The sequence below is a fragment of the Desulfosoma sp. genome (assembly GCF_052743555.1).
Window position 1 is genome coordinate 1 of the sequence record NZ_JBRAHS010000004.1, and the last position, 19,621, is coordinate 19,621.

Sequence of the window (19,621 nt, forward strand, 5' to 3'; positions counted from 1 at the left end):
GCGCGGTCCCTTTCTTCAAGGCCCAGCACGCTACTCACTATTTAGTTTTCAAAGAGCAGAGTTTTTTTCTTTTATATCCTCTTGCCTTTGGAGAGTCAAGGACTTTTTTGCTCCCCCCGAAAGGCTCGGCCTATGTAGCAAAAGCCTGATGGCGGGTCAAGGGAAAAAATCACGGGCCCACACAAACGCGGCTCATTTTTTTCTTCCCCGCCCGCAACAGCATCGCTCCGTTCTCAAACCAGTCCATGGAAATGAGCGCATCAAAGCGATCCACGCGCCGACCATTGATGTAAGCGCCCCCTTGCTGAATGAGCCGCCGCGCAGCGCTTCGGCTTTCGCTGAGACCCGCATCGGCAAACAGCTCATAGGCTGGCACACCCGCTTCGAGCCGTGAACGCTCCACATAAAAGGTCGGCACCGTCCCTTCCTCGCGATGTCTGTCTCTGGAAACCGCGCTGGACGGCAAAAGATCCTTAGAAATGCGGCGCCGTCCGAAAAGCTGAGATGCCGCTCGATGGGCGTCCTCAGCCGCCTGCCGGCCATGCACAAGGCCCGTAACCTCATAGGCCAGCACCGATTTGGCCGCGTTCAGCTCTTGTCCTTCAAGGCGCGAAACGTCCTCGATTTCTTCCACGGGCAACAGGGTATAGAGCTTGAGAAACCGCACCACATCCCGATCGTCCACATTGACCCAGTATTGATAAAAGTCGTAAGGGGACGTTCGCTGAGCACTCAACCACACGGCGCCCGCCGCCGTTTTTCCCATTTTGGCGCCGGTGGCTGTGGTCAAGAGGGGAAAGGTGAGGCCAAAGGCTTCCTGGTGCAGTTTCTTGCGAATGAGATCGATCCCCGCCAGAATGTTGCCCCACTGGTCGTTGCCGCCCATCTGCAGAATACACCCATAGGCCTTGGACAGATGATAGAAATCGTACGCCTGCAAAAGCATATAGTTGAATTCGATGAAATTGAGCCCGGTTTCCAGTCGAACACGGTAGCTTTCCGCGGCAAGCATTCGATTGACACTGAAATGCCGACCGATGTCTCGAAGGAACTCGATGTATTTCAAATCTAAAAGCCAGTCGGCGTTGTTTAAAATGAGTGCCTTGCCTTCACTGAAGTCCAGGAATCGAGACAGCTGGGTCTTGAGAGCCTGCACATTGTGCTCGATTTCTTCCCTGGTGAGCATCTGGCGCATTTCCGTTCGGCCGCTGGGATCTCCCACCATGCCCGTGCCTCCCCCCACCAGCACAATAGGACGGTGGCCCGCCCTCTGCATGTGGACCAAGGCCATAATGGGTACAAGACTTCCCACGTGCAGACTGTCCGCCGTCGGATCAAACCCGATATAGCACGTGACGGGCTGGCCAAGCCGTTGCCGCAAAGCCTCCGGGTCGGTGACCTGTTCCACAAAACCCCGTTCCGTCAGCACATCCAGTGCATTGTTTGCCCCTGTCACGGTCTTTCCCCTTCCTTATGCCCGGCTGTTGTCACCCCTACTTGGCGTACTCTACCGCGCGGGTCTCTCGAATGACCGTCACCTTGATCTGACCCGGATACGTCAGTTCGCTTTCAATGCGCTTGGCAATATCCTTACTCAAGAGCACCGTATCCGCATCCCCCACAGATTCGTTTTCCACTATGATCCGCAATTCTCGGCCGGCTTGAATGGCATAGGCCTTGGAGACGCCTTTGAAGGACATGGCAATCTTTTCTAAATTTTCCAGCCGGCGCACATAGGACTCCAAAAGTTCCTTTCGGGCTCCCGGGCGGGCTCCGGAAAGCGCATCCGCAGCCTGGACCAGAATGGCCAAGACACTCTCCGCCGGCACATCCTCGTGGTGCGCGGCAATGGCATTGACAATCTCTGCCGATTCGCCGTACTTTTTGGCCAGATCCGCTCCAATCAGAGCGTGAGGCCCTTCCACTTCATGATCCACGGCCTTGCCGATGTCATGCAAAAGACCTGCTCGCTTGGCCTGCTTTTCGTTCAGTCCAAGTTCCGCCGCCATGACGCCGCACAAAAAGGCCACCTCTCGGGAATGCTGCAGCACGTTTTGCGCATAGCTGGTGCGATACTTCAGTTTGCCCACCAGCTTGATGAGTTCCGCATCGATGCCGTGAACGCCCACGTCAAAGGCCGCCTGTTCTCCGGCATCCCGGATGGCCATGTCGATCTCCTGGCCCACCTTTTCCACGATTTCCTCAATGCGGGCCGGATGGATGCGCCCATCGGAAATGAGCCGCTCCAAGGAAAGGCGTGCCACTTCCCGCCGAATGGGGTTAAATCCAGACAAGATCACCGCCTCCGGCGTGTCGTCGATGATGAGATCAATCCCCGTGGTAGCCTCCAACGCTCGAATGTTGCGCCCTTCACGGCCGATGATGCGCCCCTTCATTTCGTCGTTGGGCAGATTGACCACAGAGACCGTCTTCTCCACCACATAATCCCCGGCGTACCTCTGAATGGCCAGCGCGATGATTTCCTTGGCCTTCTTGTCCGCCTGTTCCCGGGCCTCCGCCTCCAAGCGCTTGACCGTCAAGGCCGCCTCATGTCGCGCCTCCTCCTCGATGCTCTTGATGAGCATCTCCTTGGCTTCCTGCACGGAAATTCCCGACAAGGACTCTAGCTTGGCCCTCTGCGCGTCAATAAGATCCTCAAGCTCTCTGGATCGATGCTCCAGATCCTTTTCCTTGTCCTGAAGCTGCTTTTCCTTCTTGGCAATAGCACTTTCGCGCTTGTCCAAAGCCTCGGATTTCTTGTCCAGGTTTTCCTCTTTTTGCAGCAACCGCTTTTCGAGGCTTTGCAGCTCCTTTCGCGTCTCCTTGGTTTCTTTCTCGAAATCTGCCTTTAGCCGAAAAATATTGTCCTTGGCTTGTAGGATCGCCTCCTTTTTGAGGGTTTCGGCCTCCTTGCGAGCCTCCTCCAGCAGGAGTTCGCTCTCCCGCCTCTCCTTTTGGGTCTTGCGTTGGAGCAGCAAACGCCAGCCCAGGACGCCTGCGCCCATACCGACCAAGAGAGCCACAAAGGCCACGATCACGGTTCCCAACTGTCCCATAGGGCTCCTTTCTCTTTACATGCTTCAAGGCCTCAGCGCCTTGGAGCTTTCAAGACATGAACAACTCCGTTAGCGCCGCGCGCAGAGGTGCACACCACACGGACACGGACGGTGAAATGCGCACGTCATAGGGGATTTTGACTGAGGGAAGACCCGCGGGCTTGAACGAAACCCCCAGGCACTCGTGGGCAGGCAGTCGGCAGGCTGGCCTTTGAGGATCAAATGAAGAGGATGCCCCCGCTTTGTGCCGTGTCGGCAGTCGGTCTTGAACCGATTCAGCGAAGTGGGTGTTCCTTCATTCCTTTAGGCGCGTCGACCAAGCGACGCGCACACCGGAAAGAGAGGGAACTCCCTGTTTGTTGGTGTTGGCTCAGAAACGCTCTACCAATCACGCGCACCGCAGGGGCTCATGGAAAACTATCTCCCGGGCTGGATCCTTCGAAGCCCCGCATCATGATGTTTGGAACTCCAACTCGTTTGGCTCCGCACGGTCCCTCCGCTGTCTTTTGTACCCGGACACCGGACCCTACCCTTGTTCCTCATATCTTGATTTGCCCATACAGTGCCTTTCGCAAAGTCTCGTGCGAAGGCTCGGCATGGCAAAAACATCGAAAAAATCTCGGCTTTGCCGCCCGTCGGTCCGCTCTTCTGCCCTCTTGGGGCCGCCTTGGGTCACACCCTCAGATCCATCGATGCTCCGGCGCAACGCCTTCTTTTTTAAGCCGCTCACATTCCACTACATTTCCCGCTTCTGAAAAATTTTATGCGTAGGACCCGGCGAAAGTCAAGTTTAAACTCGAGAAAGCTTCCGCCTCGCTATTCAACAGTGACACTCTTGGCAAGATTCCTCGGCTGGTCCACGTCGGTACCGCGAAGGTCGGCCATATGATAAGCCAGCAGTTGCAAAGGTACGGTGAAGACAATGGGAGCCAGCCATGGTGTAGTCTGGGGCACGGGAAACTGAAGAACATCGTGGCCCAGTCTCGCATCGCAACCACCTTCCACAAAAGCCAAAATCCTGCCTGCTCGAGCCTTCACCTCCTGCACATTGGAAAGCATCTTCTCGTAGAGGGGTCCCTTTTGCACGAGAACCACCACAGGCATCTTTTCATCAATGAGCGCGATGGGTCCGTGTTTCATCTCGCCGGCGGCATAGCCTTCCGCGTGAATGTACGAGATTTCTTTCATTTTGAGCGCCCCTTCCAGGGCAATGGGGTAAAGGGGACCTCGACCCAAGTAGAGAAAATGTTCTCGGTCCATGAACAGCCGTGCCCATTCCCGCAGTGTCTGTTCACCGCTCAGGACCTCCTCCAGTTTCCCCGGAAGCTCGCGAAGCCCTTGAATGTGCTCAGAGAGTTCTCCCGGGCGAAGCTTGCCCGACAAATTGGCCCAATGCAGTGCAAAAAGGTATAAGGCCACAAGTTGGGTTGTAAAGGCCTTGGTGGACGCCACGCCAATCTCAGGCCCGGCGTGCGTGTAGAGGACGCCTTGGGCCATGCGCGCCAGGCTGCTTCCCACGACATTGACCAACGCCCGGCAATGGGCTCCTCTTTCAAGACCTTCTTTCAAAGCCGCTCGAGTGTCCGCCGTCTCTCCCGACTGGCTCACCACCATGAGTAGGCTTGATCCATTGAGCAGGGGGCCGCGGTAATGGAATTCCGAGCCCAGATCCACATCCACGGGCAAGCGGCACATTTGCTCCAGCAGATACTTGGCCACAAGGCATGCATGAAAGGATGTGCCGCAGGCGACCAAATGGATCCGCGTGACCGTCTTCACTAAGGATTCGGAAATATTGAGGTCCGCAAATCGAAGGCGTTCCCGGTTCAGATCGACGACGCTGCGTAAAGTGTCGATGATGGCCCGAGGCTGTTCAAAAATTTCTTTGTGCATGAAGTGCTTGTATCCGGCCTTTTCCGCAGCCACTGGATTCCAGTCCACGGTCTGGACTGTATAAGGGCGGCGCTTTCCCTCCAGCGTCTCGATGTGAAAGCCATCTCGGCGAAGCACCACAAGATCGTCGTCTTCTAAAAGAATGATAGATCGGGTTTGATGCAAAATAGCCGGAATATCCGAGGCAAAATAGTAGGCGCCTTCGCCCAGGCCAAGAATGAGGGGGCTCTCCCGCCGTGCCCCCACGAGAAGGTCGGGAGCCTCTTCGTTGAGAAAAACCACCGCGAAACTCCCCCGCAATTGCCGAAGTGTGGCCCGCACACTCTCCACATAGTCCCCGCGGCGGCGCCATTCATCCTCCAAAAGTTTCACGATCACCTCTGTGTCCGTCTCCGAGGTGAACTCGTACCCTTTGGCCAACAGACGGTCCTTAAGCTCACCATGGTTTTCAATGATCCCGTTATGCACCACGGCGAAAGGACCGGAGCGATGGGGATGCGCATTTTCATCGCTTGGTGCGCCGTGCGTCGCCCACCTGGTGTGGCCGATGCCAACCGTTCCACGTACAGGATTTTCGGCCAACCGCTTCTCCAACCGCCTGATTTTTCCCACGCATCGGACGGTTTGGATTTTGCCGCCTTCATCCACAACGGCGATGCCGGCGCTGTCGTATCCTCGGTACTCCAAACGTCTCAACCCCTCGACAATCATCTCCACGCCGTCTTCTTGGCCGATATATCCGATGATCCCACACATCCTCCATCTCCTTTGTGTTCGATCCCACAGATTGCGGCGCTACTATATAATCGGCATCGCCATATGTCAGCCTCAACGCAAAAACCCCGTCGCTGGGCGACGGGGTTTTTGCCTCCATACGGTACCTATGGAATCTAGCGGCGCTCCGCAACCTTCAGTCGGGCCAGAGCTCGCTGCAGCGCCGCCTGAGCCCTGGCAAACTCCACTCGGTCCTTGGCCTCGCGCAACCGCCGTTCCGCTCGCTCCTTGGCCGCCTGAGCGCGAATGACATCAATGTCGTTGGCCTCTTCCGCCGCCGTCGCCAAAATGGTCACCTTATCGGGCAAGACCTCAGCGTAGCCGCCCATGATGGCCACATACCGGGTGCTGGCTCCCACCTTGAACCGCAGCTCGCCGATCTTCAACTTGCTCAAGAAGGGGATATGGTTCACCAAAACGCCGAATTCGCCCAATTCCCCAGGAGCCACCACCATGTCCACTTCTTCGCTCAATACCTTGCGGACCGGCGTGACGATCTCCAACAACAGTTTTCCCGCCATGATTGCCCACCGTTCCCTCAGAAGGTTACACTGCAGCCATCTGTTTGGCTTTTTCGATGGCCTCTTCGATCGTCCCGACCATGTAGAACGCCTGTTCCGGGAGATCGTCGTGCTTGCCTTCCACGATTTCCTTGAAGCCTCGAATGGTGTCTTCCAGCTTCACGTATTTGCCTTCTACACCGGTAAATTGCGCCGCCACGTGGAACGGCTGGGACAAGAACCGCTGGATCTTTCGAGCGCGCCCCACGATAATCTTGTCCTCGTCGGACAATTCGTCCATACCCAGAATGGCAATGATGTCCTGCAGGTCTTTATATTTTTGCAGTATTTGTTGAACGTTTCGGGCCGTCTGGTAGTGCTCTTGCCCAAGCACGTTGGGGTCCAGAATGCGCGACGTAGAATCCAAAGGGTCCACAGCCGGGTAGATGCCCAGCTCGGCGATCTGCCGGGAAAGCACCACCGTCCCATCCAAGTGCGCAAAGGTCGTGGCTGGCGCCGGGTCGGTCAAGTCGTCTGCGGGCACGTACACGCACTGCACCGAGGTGATGGAACCCTTGGTCGTCGAGGTGATCCGTTCCTGCAGCTCGCCCAGGTCCGTGCCCAGAGTTGGTTGGTAACCCACGGCGGACGGCATGCGGCCAAGCAGTGCCGAAACCTCGGCACCAGCCTGCGTGAATCGGAAAATATTATCGATGAAAAGCAGCACGTCCTGGCCTTCCACATCACGGAAGTACTCTGCCACAGTAAGGGCCGACAAGGCCACGCGCGCCCGAGCTCCCGGAGGCTCCGTCATCTGCCCGTACACCAGGCCTGCACGCGGAAGAACGCCGGATTCCTTCATTTCCAGGTACAGGTCGTTGCCTTCACGGGTCCGCTCGCCCACACCAGCAAACACGGAAATACCGCCGTGCTGCATGGCGATGTTGTGAATCATTTCCATCATGACGACGGTCTTACCCACGCCTGCACCGCCAAACATCCCCATCTTTCCACCACGAGGAAACGGCACCAGGAGGTCGATGACCTTGACGCCCGTTTCCAGCACGTTCACAGACGTGTCCTGTTCCGTGAAGGTAGGTGCCGGACGGTGAATGGGCATGAATTCATCTGCGTCCACAGGTCCTAGACCGTCCACGGGACGTCCCACCACATTGAGCACTCGACCCAAAACCTTCTTGCCCACCGGCATCTGAATAGGTTTGCCCGTGTCTTTCACAGGCATGCCGCGGACGAGCCCGTCCGTCAGGTCCATGGCAATGGTGCGCACCACATTGTCACCGAGATGCTGGGCGACTTCCAAGACCAAGTTGTCCTCTTCGTCGCTGAGTCCGGGGTTGCTTACCAAAAGCGCGGTCAGGATCGCCGGCAGCTTCCCTTCTTCGAACTCAACGTCGACCACGTTCCCAATGACTTGGACAATCTTTCCAATATTCATGTGGGCCGATACCTCCTTTTTGATTTTTAGAACCATCGGCTACTTCTTGAGAGCTTCCGCGCCACCGACGATGTCCATAAGTTCCTTGGTGATGGATGCCTGGCGTGCCTTGTTATACGTCAAGGTCAGGCTGCGAACCATTTCCTTACAGTTGTTGGTGGCGTTTTCCATCGCCGTCATCCGGGCCGCATGTTCACTGACCGCTGTCAGGTAAAAGCAGTCCAGGAGTTGGTTGTAAACATAATTTGGCAGTAAGTCGTTCAGAAGCTCTTGGTGCGACGGTTCAAAAAGATACTCCCGCACTTCCCCTTCGGCTTGGGTTTCGGGAACGATGGGTAAAAGCCGAATAAGACGAGGCTCCTGTTTCACCATGCTACGGAAATGGCTGTAGATGATGTACACTTCGTCGGCCTCGCCGTCCAAAAAAAGCTCGATGATGTCCCGCCCCAATCGAAAGGCGTCGTCGTAGTTAGGCTTGTTCAGCAAGCCGGTCAGTTCGGCGCGCATGGCATAGCGGCGACGGCGAAAGTAATCGCGTCCCTTGCGTCCGGCGGCCGTCAAGGACACTTCAACGCCTTCAGCGCGCTTCTTGGTGATGAACCGCTCGCCTGTCGCGATCAAGTTGTTGTTGAAACTTCCGCACAGCCCGCGGTCTGCAGTCAGAAGCACCAATTCGATCTTTTTAACCTCTTCCCGAGGGGTCATGAGCTGAAAGGTTCCATCTGGCTCCACCCCTGCCGCGAGCCTGCCGATGACCTCCCGAAACTTTTCCGCATAGTTTCGGAAGCGCTCCATGTTTTCCTGAGCCCCTCGCAGTTTGGCCGCCGCCACCATGTTCATGGCTTTGGTGATCTGCGAGGTTTTTTTGACTGCATCAATCTTACGCTTGATATCCCGAAGGGTCGCCATACCCGCCTCTTTTCAGCAAGGCCTCGGCCTCGAATTATCCCTGAAAGACTCCAGCAAATTCTTCGAGCGCGCTAGCCATTTTCTTGTCCAGTTCCTCGCTGATGACCTTCTTTTCCTTAATCTCTTGAAGGATCTCCGGGTATTTTCTTTCTACGAAGGCGAGCATCTGGCTTTCGTAGGCTCCTACCTTCTCCACCGGGATTTTATCCAAGTAGCCTCTGGTGCCCGCGTACAAGGCCATAACCTGCCGTTCCGCCGGCATCGGTTGATACTGGGGTTGTTTCAGCAGCTCCACCAGGCGCATGCCGCGGTTCAGTTGTTGTTGCGTGGCCTTGTCCAAATCGCTTCCAAACTTGGCAAAGGCCTCCAGTTCCCGGTATTGGGCCAGATCCAGACGCAGACGCCCGGCCACCTGTTTCATAGCTTTCGTCTGTGCAGCGCCGCCCACGCGGGATACGGAAAGACCGACGTTGATGGCCGGGCGCACACCCGCGAAGAAGAGGCCCGGTTCCAGGTAGATCTGCCCGTCGGTAATAGAGATCACGTTGGTGGGGATGTAGGCGGACACGTCGCCGGCCTGCGTTTCGATAATCGGCAAGGCCGTGAGGGATCCTCCACCTAGCTTATCGTTGAGCTTGGCCGCACGTTCCAGTAGTCGCGAGTGGTTGTAGAAGATGTCGCCGGGATACGCCTCGCGTGCCGGGGGCCGCCTGAGCAGCAGGGACACCTGGCGATAGGCGGCCGCCTGCTTGGACAAGTCATCGTAGATAATCAGCGCGTGACGTCCCGTATCGCGGTAGTATTCGCCCATGGCACATCCGGCGTAGGGGGCGATGTATTGAAGCGGTGCCGGGTCGCTGGCGCACGCCGCCACCACAACGGTGTATTCCATGGCCCCATGGCGGCGCAGCGTCTCGACCACCTGGGCCACCGTGGACTTTTTCTGCCCGATGGCCACGTAAATACAAATGATGCCGCTGTCCTTTTGGTTGATGATGGCATCCACTGCGATGGCCGTCTTGCCGATCTGGCGGTCACCGATGATCAATTCGCGCTGGCCGCGGCCGACGGGCGTCATGGCGTCAATGGCCTTGAGCCCGGTGTACATGGGCTCATTCACCGGCTGACGTGCGATAACACCCGGAGCAATGCGTTCAATACGCGAGAATTCCTTCGCCTCGATGGGGCCCTTGCCGTCCAAAGGGTTCCCCACAGGGTCGACAATGCGCCCGATGACCGCATCGCCCACCGGCACTTCAGCAATGCGCCCGGTGCGACGCACTTCAGCGCCCTCTTTGATGTGAATGTCTTCGCCCAAGATGGCGACACCCACGTTGTCTTCTTCCAGGTTCAAGGCCAGCCCGTAGATGGGTCCGTGATCGGTAGGGAACTCAAGCAATTCCATGGACATGCACTTCTCGACGCCGTAGACGCGCGCGATACCGTCGCCGACGGAGAGGACACGCCCGGTTTCGCTGAGCTCAACCTTCTTCTCGTAGTCCTTGATCTGCTCGCGAATAATTTGGCTGATTTCTTCGGCTCTGATTTCCATTAACCCAGCTCACCCCTTTTCAAAGATTCTTTGATTGCCTGCAACTGCGTTCGCACGCTGCCATCTATGACCAGATCGCCGATACGAGCCACAGCCCCCCCAATCAGATCCGGGTCCTGCTGGAACTCCACGACGATCTTTTTACCTGTCAGCCGGCTCAGGGTTTCTGCAATCTTGTTTATGGCTGCCTCGTCCAGCTTTACGGCAGCACTGAGCTTAGCGCGGGCAACGTTGAAATGCTCATCCATCAACCGCTGAAAGTACTGAGCGATTTCCGGCAAATGCCGTATCCTTCGTTTCTCCACCAACAGGGTGCCGAAGCTGCGCAGCACGGGACTCATCTCAGCCTTTTGCGCCAGGGTGCGAAAGACGGATTTCTTCACATCCTCTGGGTAGAGCGGGTTCGCCAGAGCATCCATGATCTGCGGCTGCTGGTCGAGGAGCTGCACCAGCCCTTGCAGCTCTTGTCCATACTCGCTCAGCTTCCCGTCCTCTAAGGCGAGATTGAACAGGGCCTTGGCGTATCGTTTGGCGACAATTAGGTTTTTCACTTTGCCTCCACCGCCTTTGTGATGAATTCATCAATCAAGCGATCCTGATCCTCGGGCCTAATATGCTTTTTGAGAAGATCCTCCGCTGCGCTCACCGAAAGCTCAGCGATCTCCTCTTGCAGGCTTTCCTTGGCCGCTTTGATCTCCTGCTGAATGGCCAACCGGGCCTGTTCCTTGATATATTGGGCTTGCTTTTCCGCCGCCTGAATGATCTTTTGCTTCTCGGTCTCGCCTTCCTGAATATACTCGGCCAAAATCTGTTCGGTTTCTTTATCCAGGGCCGCCAACTTCGCTTGGTACTCGGCCGCCTTGGCCTCCACTTCCTTCTTCTTTTCTTCCAAATCCGTCAGAAGCTGCTGAATGTTTTCCCGCCGCGAGGAGAAGAAATTGGCCACGGGTTTTTTGAGCAGCTTGATGAGAATGGCCAACATGATGGCGAAATTCATCAATCGCAAAAAGAAATCTTTCCAGGGCAACCCCGCCTCATGCCCTCCACCCGCCGAAGCGAAGGCTGCGGTCGCCACACCAAGACTCACTGCTACCAGTGCCGCCGACGTTGTTTTCCATCCCTTCATCGATCGCCCCTTACCTTGAAGATGCCCCGGCTCGTTTCACTACATCAGAGACTGCGGCCAAGAATCCGTTGGGCCATGTCCTTGGAAAAAACCTGAATCTGGGCCTGAAGCTGAGCCCGAACCTGGCCGATTTCCTTCTGAATCCGCTCGCGCACCACCTGCACCTCCCGGGCCGCCTCTTCTGCGGCTTGACTCAGGAGGTCTTTTTCCACACGGTACGCGGCTTCCTTCATCTCCTGAACCTTCTCGCGGCCTGCGGCACGCGCCGCCTTGAGGCGCTCTTCAAATTGTCGAATCGCCCTCTGCGCTTCGCTCTCCGCCTTGTCGATGCCCGCCCTCTGCTTGCTGACCAATTCGTTTCTCTGGGCCACCAGCCGCCGAATCGGTCTGTAGAGCACCAGATTCATGAGCACCAGCAGCAAAAGGAAGTTGGCCATTTGAATAAACAGTGTCACATCGACGTTGATCATGATCTGCCCACCCTCACTCTTAGTGTTCCTTTGCCGACGGCCGCGTGAAGCTCTCCCCTCGGCCGCCACGACCTTGCTGTCACAAACGCTTCGCAGTGGGTTTTGCCATTTATTCCGACCGGATCTAAGTCCGGAGCCTTCTCATGGCGCAGTGCATAGCACACCTGGACGGCGATGGCAAGCGAAAAAGTAAAAAAAATCACAATGCCTCCGACAGGGGCTTGTCATCGTGGAACGGCTCACTTGGGTCGATAGGCATAGCGGCGCATGGCCACGTTTTCAATGAGCCCCACAGCGGCACACAGGCTCAACAGCGACGAGCCCCCGTAGCTGACAAAGGGCAGGGGAATGCCCACCACGGGAAGCAGACCGATGACCATGCCGATGTTGAATAATGCCTGCCACATGATCAGGGCGGTCAGGCCCACGACGACAATCATTCCAAACCGGTCCCTGGCGCGAACGGCCACCCGAAACGCAGCGCAGATAAGCAGAAAAACCAAGCCGATCATGACACAGCATCCCCAGAACCCCCATTCTTCGGCCCACACGGAAAAAATAAAATCCGTGTGCTTTTCCGGAAGGAATCCAAGCTTATTTTGTGTCCCCTTGAGAAAGCCTTTACCCCAGAGCATTCCGGAGCCCACGGCCACCTTGGATTGAATGGTATGGTACCCGGTGCCCATGGGGTCCCTTTCCGGCGCCAGCACGGTGCGAATGCGATCCTTTTGATATTCTTTCAGGCCGTAATGCCACAGAGGATACACGCTGAGCACGCCGGCCAGGGCCACCGCAATGAGGTATCTCCAGCGAATCCCGAGCACAAACACCATAGTGAAGGCGACGGCGAGCAGGCACAAGGTGGTCCCTAGGTCCGGTTCCACCACGATGAGAAGAGCGGGGGGAAGCACCAAGCCCACGGCCCGCAGCAATTGTTTGAGTGACGGGTAGGGTTCGATGTCCTGGGCGGAGAAGGTTCGAGCCAATTGGAGCACCAGGGCCAACTTCATGAATTCTGACGGCTGCAGATTGAACCCGGCGATGGTCAGCCACCTTCTGGATCCTTTAATGCCCTCTCCCACCAGAAGCACCACGGCCAGGGCCGCCAAGGTGCCGAGGTAAAGCCAAGGAGTCAATTTTTTGAGTTTTTGATAATCCACTAAAAGAGCGCTTATAAAAACAAGGCATCCCAACCCAAACCAAATCAGCTGCTTGACGAAGAGGTTTCGTGAAGGATTCACTTGAATTTGCGTGTACAGGGCACTGTACAGGGAAGCCAGCCCCAAGCAGGAAATGGCAAAAAACAAGAACACAACACTCCAATCGAAATATTCCACCAACCTTCGATCCATCATGGCTTCAGTCTCCGTCGTCCTCGACGGTCGACACTCCTGCGTCCTCACGGCCTCGAAGCTCGGGATGGGTCTTTTCCAAATATTTGCGCATGACCTTTTGGGCCAACGGAGCGGCTCCCGAAGATCCATGGCCACCGTGTTCCACAATGACCGCGACCACAATTTCCGGCTTCTGCGCCGGGCCGTAGCCCACAAACCATGCGTGGTCTTTTTGGTGTTCGGGCAGGGCCCGCTGGTGAGCCTTTCGGTTGACATTTTCACCCATCTTCACAACCTGCGCCGTACCCGTCTTCCCGCCCAAGGCCACTTCTTTGAGGGCAATGCCGTGGGCGGTGCCACGGGCTTCGTTGACGACACCCACGAGCCCCCCCTTGACAATTTCCAAGGTCTCCTTGCGCACAGGAAGCCTTCGACGCACCTTGGCTTTAACCACGTCTTGCTCCCCGTCATCCGCCGCTTCAAGGCGGTGGACGAGTTTTGGCGTCCACAGGGTCCCTCCGTTGACCAGTGCCGCATAGGCCATGGCCGCCTGCAAGGGCGTGACTTGATTAAAGCCTTGCCCGATGGAAATAGATAAGGTCTCCCCCTTTTGCCAGGGAATGCCCGTGGCCTTGAGTTTCCAGTCTCTTGTGGGAATAATCCCCGGCCGCTCCGACGGAAGTTCAATGCCACTCAGCTCCCCAAGCCCAAACATCTTGGCATAGGTAGCAATGGTATCTACTCCTAGCTTCATCCCCACGGTGTAGAAATAGACATCACACGATTCCACGATGGCCCGATGCACATCGACCGACCCGTGCCCCGTATCCTTCCAGCATCGATACCGGCGTCCTGCGTAGAGATAGTATCCTGGGCAGGAGATGACACTCGTCGGGCTCACCACGCCTTCCTCCAAAGCCGCCACCGCCACAAAGGGTTTATATATGGATCCGGGAGGATAGGCTGAAGACACGGCGCGATTGAGCAGCGGATGGCTGGGATCAGCAATGATCCTTTTCCATTCCTCGGACGTCATGCCACGAACGAAACGCTCTTGGTCAAAGGTGGGGCTGCTAGCCATGGCCAGAATCTCACCCGAATTGGGATCCACCGCCACAATGCTTCCCATTTTGCCTTTCAAGCATTCTTCGGCGGTTCTTTGCACGTCCAAGTCAATGGTCAACCATAGGTCCCTTCCAGGGATCGGCAGCCTTTCCTGGAGGGAGCGAATGTGACGGCCCAAAGCGTCCACTTCCACCTGCCGCCAGCCACTTTCTCCTCGAAGAAACGCCTCAAGAGATTTCTCAACGCCTCCCTTTCCGATAAATTCCCCCGGCTGATACCCTTGATAAGCCGCCTTCTTCAGCTCTTCTTCTGAAATCTCTCCCAGGTAGCCCACCAAGTGCGCGGCCGTTCCGCTGAACTTGTAGCCACGGCGCGGCACCACTTCCACGTAAACGCCGGGCAGGCGCAAACGTCTCGCTTCAACCTTTGCCAGGGTATCTCGGTCAATATCGGCAATGAGCCGAATGGGCTCAAAACGCCTCTTGCTCTTGTTGGCCTCCAGGACCATTTCCAATTCTTCCAAGCTTTTGCCGCTCAAGGCACTGACAGTTTGGAGAACACTGTGCAGGGTCTCAGTGTCTTTAACATCTTCGCGCACCAGCATCAGATGAAAAGCCGGGCGGTTTTCCACGAGAGGAACGCCGTGGCGGTCAAAGACGATGCCGCGAGGCGACTGAATGGTTTCGGTACGAATGCGGTTGTTTTCGGAACGGTTTCGGTAGTAGGGCCCTTTGGCTACCTGCAGATACCAGAGCTGAAAAATGTACACAACGAAGACGGCCAAGGCAAAAAGCACCACAAGGCGGATTTGGCGTTCAAAGACGGCGCCTTCGTTAACTTCCCACGGGATGAGTTGAAGGTTATGGGTATCGGGTTGAACCATGGGCTGAGTCTTGCCCGAATTGTTTCGGCTTTTGGCTTGGTTCATTTAAAGGGACCCATCTACGCTGTCTCTAGCGATCTCTCTCCGTCATGATCCATTGGACGGGAAGCATGATCAGAGGAGCGGCCATCATGGAAAAGACGGTCTGAGCCGCCGCGGCCGTCAAGCCGCTCGCCGCCTTGGACACGCCGCCCACAATCAAGGCGGAAAAAAGGCTCTGCACCAGGACACCCACACTCACCAACAGCACTCGGTAGACCATAGAGCCCGTGTCCATTTGCGTGCTCCACAAGCGATGCAAAAAAAGCACGAGCAGATACGATGCTGTGTGGACGCCCCACAGGCGCCCTTGAAAGACCTCGCTCACATAGCCCCAGAGAAAACTCCAGCCGACGGCCCCCCACAAAGGGAATCGCCCTGCAATCTCAACGCACACGGCTACCATGAGATCCGCCCGTGTCCCCGTCCACGGCAAGCTGGTTATGAAAACCGACTCCACCACAAAAATCATCAGGGAATATCCAAAAAAAACGAGGACCATCGCCCCCCACGGCCCTGGCTCCCGTTGATGAAATCCCCCCATCCCCATCTTTTATTCTTTCGCCGTCCCTTCCAGCCATGGCGCCGGAAAATTCGCCAAGGACTTAAGAATCAGGACTTCCTGAAGCATACCGAATTGCACCGTCGGAACCACGAGGATTTGTTGAAAGAGCGCTGAGGGGTCCTTTTTCACCTGCTTGACTATCCCTAGACGCACTCCAGCCGGAAAGAGCCCGTCCTTTCCAGAGGTGACCAAAAGATCTCCAGGCCGCACCTCCTGATTGCTTCGAACGTAGCGCAGTTCGCACGTCTCGATGTCCAAGCCTCCGAGAACGCCTCGAACCCTGTTGCGTTGTACTAAGGCGTCCACCGCGCTGTCTCGATCGATCAGCAAAAGCACTCGAGCGTAGTGATCCGAAACATCCAGCACATAGCCCACCACCCCTTCATCGCTCACCACGGGCATGTCGGTGCGCACGCCCTCCCGCAGTCCCTTATTGACGATGAGGGTTCTCGACCATCCCGTGCTGTTTTGGACCACCACCTGGGCCGCCACAGATTCCACCTGAAGGCTGTCGCGAAAGTCCAGAAGGCGTCGCAACCTTTGGTTTTCCACAAAGGCTTCCTGGTATCGCACCAGCTCGTTTTCCAGGAAGGCGCGTTGCTTTTTCAGCACCTCATTTTCTTCCTGCACATGGCGTAGGGCCACATAGCGGTGCACCCATGCTTCGACGGTTTGTCTGCCTTTTCGAGCGGCGAGCAGGAGTGGGGCAAGGGTTTCCACAACCGCTCTTTGCACCATGTCCATTGGGGCCGGGGGCCGAAAATTAAGCGACAGGACATAGAGCATTGCTCCTCCCGTCACCACAAACACGGCCAGCCACCGCATTCGGCGCAGCCATTCCGGCATAAATCATTCACTCACAGGCCAAGAACGCATGGATTGGTGAATCGCGCAAAATCTCCGCCATGGGCCGCTTCAGCCCTACGGCGATTCAGATGCCCTTCAACTGAGAACTTCTTTGAGGATTTCGATATCTTCCAAAGCCTTTCCGGATCCCAACACAACGGTCGCCAAGGGATCCTCGGTCAGCACCACAGGCAGGCCGGTTTCCAGCCGAATCAGATGATCCAAGTTGCGCAAGAGAGCGCCTCCCCCTGTCAGCACGATCCCTCGGTCCACAATGTCCGCCGCCAGTTCGGGTGGCGTTTGTTCCAGGGCTGTTTTGACCGTCTCCACGATAGTGTCGATCTGTTCCTGAATCGATTCCCTGACCTCGTCCGAGTTGATCTCGATGGTTTTGGGAATACCGCTCACCAAGTCTCGGCCCTTGATGGCCATGGTTTCTATTTGCCCCGTGGGGTACGCATTGCCCAGGGTGGTTTTGATGAGCTCGGCCGTTCGCTCCCCGATAAGCAGGTTATATTTGCGTTTGATGTGTTGCAGAATGGCCAAATCCATCTTGTCTCCGCCTACGCGCACCGAACGGCTGTAAACGATTCCGGCAAGGGAAATCACGGCCACTTCGGTGGTTCCACCACCGATATCCACAATCATGTTGCACACGGGCTCCGTGATGGGTAACCCGGCTCCGATGGCCGCCGCCATGGGTTCTTCGATGAGATACACCTCCCGCGCTCCCGCCGATTCGGCGGACTCCCGCACCGCACGCCGTTCCACCTGCGTCACGCCGGAAGGCACGGCCACGATGATTCTCGGGCGCACCAGGCTGCGCCGATTATGGACCTTGCGAATAAAATAGCGCAGCATAGCTTCGGCCACTTCGAAATCGGCAATGACGCCGTCTTTCATCGGCCGAATGGCTTCAATGGTCCACGGTGTTTTTCCCAACATGAGCTTGGCGTCTTTGCCCACAGCCACCACCTGCGTGCTCTGGCCCGCGCTGCGCTTGACGGCCACGACGGAAGGTTCACAGAGCACGATCCCTTTGCCTTTCACGTAAACGAGGGTGTTGGCCGTGCCCAAATCGATGGCCAAGTCGTTGGAAAACCATCCCAAAATACGATTTAAGAACATGCAATCGCCCTCTCTGTGTTAGGATCCGCTTGAACCGCCGACCTGTATCACTTTGGCGATTTTTCCGCAATCACTTCCTGCAGGAGGTCTCGACCGGTCCGTGAACGTCGTTTTACTGCAACTGCCCGTCCAATCCCACGATTATGCCTATCCCATGGAGAACATGACCTTGGGCGCCGGATACCTGAAAGCCTACGCGGAATCCGTGGTCTCCGACGTACGCATTGTGCTCGGCCCCAAAGACCTTGTCAATTACGGCGGTGACGCAGCGCTAGAAGCCTGGATCGTGGCGCAGCAGCCGGACCTGGTTGGGTTCAGTTGCTACGTATGGAACGTGGAACGATCCCTGGCCTTGGCACAACGCCTTCGAGCCCGGTGTCCCCATGTCCGCATCCTCGTTGGAGGTCCGGAAGTCACTCCGGAGAATGACTTTTTGATGGCATTCGGCGGCTTTGACGTGGGCATCATCGGCGAAGGAGAACAGACCTTTGCCACCCTGCTTTCGGCGCTGTCCAAGGGCTTTTCCACCCTGAAAAGTATTCCTGGACTTCTGGTTCCCTCTTCCACCGGATGGCACGTCACTCAACCCCGCCCTCCCATCCATTCACTGGACGCCGTGCCCTCGCCGTACTTGTCCGGCGCCCTGTTCCCTTCAGATGCCGGAACCATGCTCCTGGAAACCGTGCGAGGCTGCCCCAATCGCTGCACTTACTGTTACTACCACAAGCGGTTTCCACGAGTACGGCATTTTTCCTTAAACCGTCTTCGACAGGAGCTTCTCTGGGCGGCACATCATGGCGTTTCGGAAATTTATTTTGTGGATCCTTGCTTCACACGCAGAAAGGACCTTGCCGCCCTCTTAAAAGCCATTGAAGAGGCCCGCCGCCTTCACGATTTCACGTTCCAGTGCGAAGCCACCGCCGAAGACGTCTCTCCAGCTCTTGCTCAGGCCCTGGCTCGTGCCGGTCTGAGCCAGGTCGAAGTCGGCTTGCAGACCATCAACCCAAAGGCTTTGGCAAGAATTCGCCGCCCGTTTGATCGAAACCGGTTCGTGGCTGGGATTCGGGCGCTTCGGGATGTCGGAATCCGCGTCATGGTGGACATCATGGTCGCCCTTCCCGAAGATTCCTTCGACGATGTCAAAAGAAGCCTGGATTTTGTCGTTGATCAGGCTCTGTACGACGAACTGAGTGTTTACACTTTGAGCCTTCTTCCCGGCACAGAACTGCGCCGACAAGCCGCGTCTCTTGGTCTGCTTTACGACGCGAAACCTCCCTACCACGTGATTCGAACGCCCCACATGCGTCCCGATGATATTCGGCGCGCCTATGAATATGCACAAGCCGCAAGCGGAGTGGATTTTTTCCCACCGGAACCGCCTTTGTTCTTGGATCCACCCCAGGTGCGGCACCACGGATCTCTTGTCGTGGCGTTTCCTGTGGAAAAAACTCTCGATCTTTTTTCCGGGCATTGCGCTGCAACCGAGGACTCCACCCGCAACGGGGATGCTTCGGTGGGTCAAGCCCTTACGGTCTATGTGTCCCAGGACACGGTCCACCACTTGGAAAACCCCGCAGTCATGAGTGTCTTATTGAAAATCTTTGAAAAAAACCCGTGGAGTCTTCTGAGCCTTGTCATCACGTTAAGAGACCGCCATTTCCCGTGGCCCGCAGTGTTTAAAGCGGCTCAGCGGGTGTTGGCCGCCCGCGATCACGTGATGGATCGTGAGGTCTTTTCCACCTTAGACCCGGTAAGGTCTGTCCAGATCCTCGCGCTCTTGCCCGTCCGTGGTTCTCAGAGGCTCCTTGCACGCTTTCCGGTGATTGATGCCGCAAAGCTTGAGGAGCCGCCGGCTCTTTCACCGTCGACGGCTCATCAGGCGTGGGTAGGCCTTCCCATGCAGGCCTCTCTCCACGAGGAAGCTTTGTGGATGGAAGCCCTATGGGCGTTGTTCCCCCCGCACATTGTGCACGTGCGCCTGGGTGACGGAGAAATCTTTTCCTGAGCCGAGCGTTCCACAATCGG

16 protein-coding genes and 1 other RNA gene are annotated in these 19,621 nt (G+C 56.5%); 1 reads left to right on the top strand and 16 read right to left on the bottom strand.

The genetic code is table 11. The features are described 5' to 3' along the window. Positions 1–169 precede the first annotated feature (169 nt). The 16 genes from tyrS to ACUVSA_RS03410 all read right to left on the bottom strand — a co-directional run bounded on the left by tyrS (position 170) and on the right by ACUVSA_RS03410 (position 17,596). A complete protein-coding gene (tyrS, locus tag ACUVSA_RS03335) occupies positions 170–1,456 on the bottom strand; it encodes a tyrosine--tRNA ligase (RefSeq protein WP_445893787.1) in 1,287 nt (428 codons plus the stop codon). A gap of 37 nt (positions 1,457–1,493) precedes the next feature. Further along, on the bottom strand, positions 1,494–3,056 hold the full coding sequence (gene rny / locus ACUVSA_RS03340) for a ribonuclease Y (RefSeq protein WP_445893788.1): 1,563 nt from the start codon (positions 3,054–3,056) through the stop codon (positions 1,494–1,496). 230 nt (positions 3,057–3,286) lie between these two features. Next, positions 3,287–3,465: non-coding RNA, 6S RNA (ssrS, locus tag ACUVSA_RS03345), on the bottom strand. Positions 3,466–3,872: 407 nt separating this feature from the next. After that, positions 3,873–5,705: a glutamine--fructose-6-phosphate transaminase (isomerizing) gene (gene glmS, locus ACUVSA_RS03350; RefSeq protein WP_445893789.1), complete on the bottom strand. Its 1,833-nt coding sequence runs from the start codon at positions 5,703–5,705 to the stop codon at positions 3,873–3,875. 134 nt (positions 5,706–5,839) lie between these two features. Next, complete coding sequence (locus tag ACUVSA_RS03355) at positions 5,840–6,244, bottom strand: F0F1 ATP synthase subunit epsilon (RefSeq protein ID WP_445893790.1); 405 nt, start codon at positions 6,242–6,244, stop codon at positions 5,840–5,842. A gap of 25 nt (positions 6,245–6,269) precedes the next feature. After that, a complete protein-coding gene (gene atpD, locus ACUVSA_RS03360; RefSeq protein WP_445892892.1) occupies positions 6,270–7,679 on the bottom strand; it encodes a F0F1 ATP synthase subunit beta in 1,410 nt (469 codons plus the stop codon). Between the two features lie 39 nt (positions 7,680–7,718). After that, positions 7,719–8,588, bottom strand: coding sequence for an ATP synthase F1 subunit gamma (gene atpG, locus ACUVSA_RS03365; protein WP_445892891.1), 870 nt, complete (start codon positions 8,586–8,588; stop codon positions 7,719–7,721). Between the two features lie 34 nt (positions 8,589–8,622). Beyond that, positions 8,623–10,140: a F0F1 ATP synthase subunit alpha gene (gene atpA / locus ACUVSA_RS03370; protein ID WP_445893791.1), complete on the bottom strand. Its 1,518-nt coding sequence runs from the start codon at positions 10,138–10,140 to the stop codon at positions 8,623–8,625. After that, positions 10,140–10,691: an ATP synthase F1 subunit delta gene (gene atpH / locus ACUVSA_RS03375; RefSeq protein ID WP_445892889.1), complete on the bottom strand. Its 552-nt coding sequence runs from the start codon at positions 10,689–10,691 to the stop codon at positions 10,140–10,142. The genes atpA and atpH overlap by 1 nt, the downstream gene beginning before the upstream one ends. Then, positions 10,688–11,266 (bottom strand): F0F1 ATP synthase subunit B, encoded by a 579-nt coding sequence (gene atpF / locus ACUVSA_RS03380; RefSeq protein WP_445893792.1) that lies wholly within the window; start codon positions 11,264–11,266, stop codon positions 10,688–10,690. The genes atpH and atpF overlap by 4 nt, the downstream gene beginning before the upstream one ends. Before the next feature lie 44 nt (positions 11,267–11,310). After that, on the bottom strand, positions 11,311–11,736 hold the full coding sequence (locus ACUVSA_RS03385; RefSeq protein WP_445892887.1) for an ATP synthase F0 subunit B: 426 nt from the start codon (positions 11,734–11,736) through the stop codon (positions 11,311–11,313). 239 nt (positions 11,737–11,975) lie between these two features. After that, positions 11,976–13,091 carry a rod shape-determining protein RodA gene (gene rodA / locus ACUVSA_RS03390; RefSeq protein ID WP_445892886.1) on the bottom strand — a complete coding sequence of 372 codons (1,116 nt, stop codon included), beginning with the start codon at positions 13,089–13,091 and terminating at the stop codon, positions 11,976–11,978. Between the two features lie 4 nt (positions 13,092–13,095). Continuing rightward, positions 13,096–15,063: a penicillin-binding protein 2 gene (gene mrdA / locus ACUVSA_RS03395; RefSeq protein WP_445893793.1), complete on the bottom strand. Its 1,968-nt coding sequence runs from the start codon at positions 15,061–15,063 to the stop codon at positions 13,096–13,098. A 25-nt stretch (positions 15,064–15,088) separates the two neighbouring features. Next, a complete protein-coding gene (locus ACUVSA_RS03400) occupies positions 15,089–15,529 on the bottom strand; it encodes a hypothetical protein (protein ID WP_445893794.1) in 441 nt (146 codons plus the stop codon). Between the two features lie 81 nt (positions 15,530–15,610). Then, positions 15,611–16,468 carry a rod shape-determining protein MreC gene (mreC, locus tag ACUVSA_RS03405; protein ID WP_445893795.1) on the bottom strand — a complete coding sequence of 286 codons (858 nt, stop codon included), beginning with the start codon at positions 16,466–16,468 and terminating at the stop codon, positions 15,611–15,613. Between the two features lie 96 nt (positions 16,469–16,564). Next, on the bottom strand, positions 16,565–17,596 hold the full coding sequence (locus tag ACUVSA_RS03410; protein WP_445892882.1) for a rod shape-determining protein: 1,032 nt from the start codon (positions 17,594–17,596) through the stop codon (positions 16,565–16,567). Positions 17,597–17,696: 100 nt separating this feature from the next. On the opposite strand from ACUVSA_RS03410, the gene ACUVSA_RS03415 reads away from it, so the two are divergent. Continuing rightward, complete coding sequence (locus ACUVSA_RS03415) at positions 17,697–19,601, top strand: B12-binding domain-containing radical SAM protein (RefSeq protein WP_445893796.1); 1,905 nt, start codon at positions 17,697–17,699, stop codon at positions 19,599–19,601. Positions 19,602–19,621 lie beyond the last annotated feature (20 nt).

Bases quoted from the DNA above. Each gene is read 5' to 3' on its own strand.
- ACUVSA_RS03410 (WP_445892882.1), bottom strand. From the start codon at position 17,596: ATGTTCTTAAATCGTATTTTGGGATGGTTTTCCAACGACTTGGCCATC.
- mreC (WP_445893795.1), bottom strand. From the start codon at position 16,468: ATGCCGGAATGGCTGCGCCGAATGCGGTGGCTGGCCGTGTTTGTGGTG.
- rny (WP_445893788.1), bottom strand. From the start codon at position 3,056: ATGGGACAGTTGGGAACCGTGATCGTGGCCTTTGTGGCTCTCTTGGTC.
- atpF (WP_445893792.1), bottom strand. From the start codon at position 11,266: ATGAAGGGATGGAAAACAACGTCGGCGGCACTGGTAGCAGTGAGTCTT.
- glmS (WP_445893789.1), bottom strand. From the start codon at position 5,705: ATGTGTGGGATCATCGGATATATCGGCCAAGAAGACGGCGTGGAGATG.
- mrdA (WP_445893793.1), bottom strand. From the start codon at position 15,063: ATGAACCAAGCCAAAAGCCGAAACAATTCGGGCAAGACTCAGCCCATG.
- atpG (WP_445892891.1), bottom strand. From the start codon at position 8,588: ATGGCGACCCTTCGGGATATCAAGCGTAAGATTGATGCAGTCAAAAAA.
- atpA (WP_445893791.1), bottom strand. From the start codon at position 10,140: ATGGAAATCAGAGCCGAAGAAATCAGCCAAATTATTCGCGAGCAGATC.
- ACUVSA_RS03400 (WP_445893794.1), bottom strand. From the start codon at position 15,529: ATGATTTTTGTGGTGGAGTCGGTTTTCATAACCAGCTTGCCGTGGACG.
- atpD (WP_445892892.1), bottom strand. From the start codon at position 7,679: ATGAATATTGGAAAGATTGTCCAAGTCATTGGGAACGTGGTCGACGTT.
- ACUVSA_RS03355 (WP_445893790.1), bottom strand. From the start codon at position 6,244: ATGGCGGGAAAACTGTTGTTGGAGATCGTCACGCCGGTCCGCAAGGTA.
- ACUVSA_RS03385 (WP_445892887.1), bottom strand. From the start codon at position 11,736: ATGATCAACGTCGATGTGACACTGTTTATTCAAATGGCCAACTTCCTT.
- rodA (WP_445892886.1), bottom strand. From the start codon at position 13,091: ATGATGGATCGAAGGTTGGTGGAATATTTCGATTGGAGTGTTGTGTTC.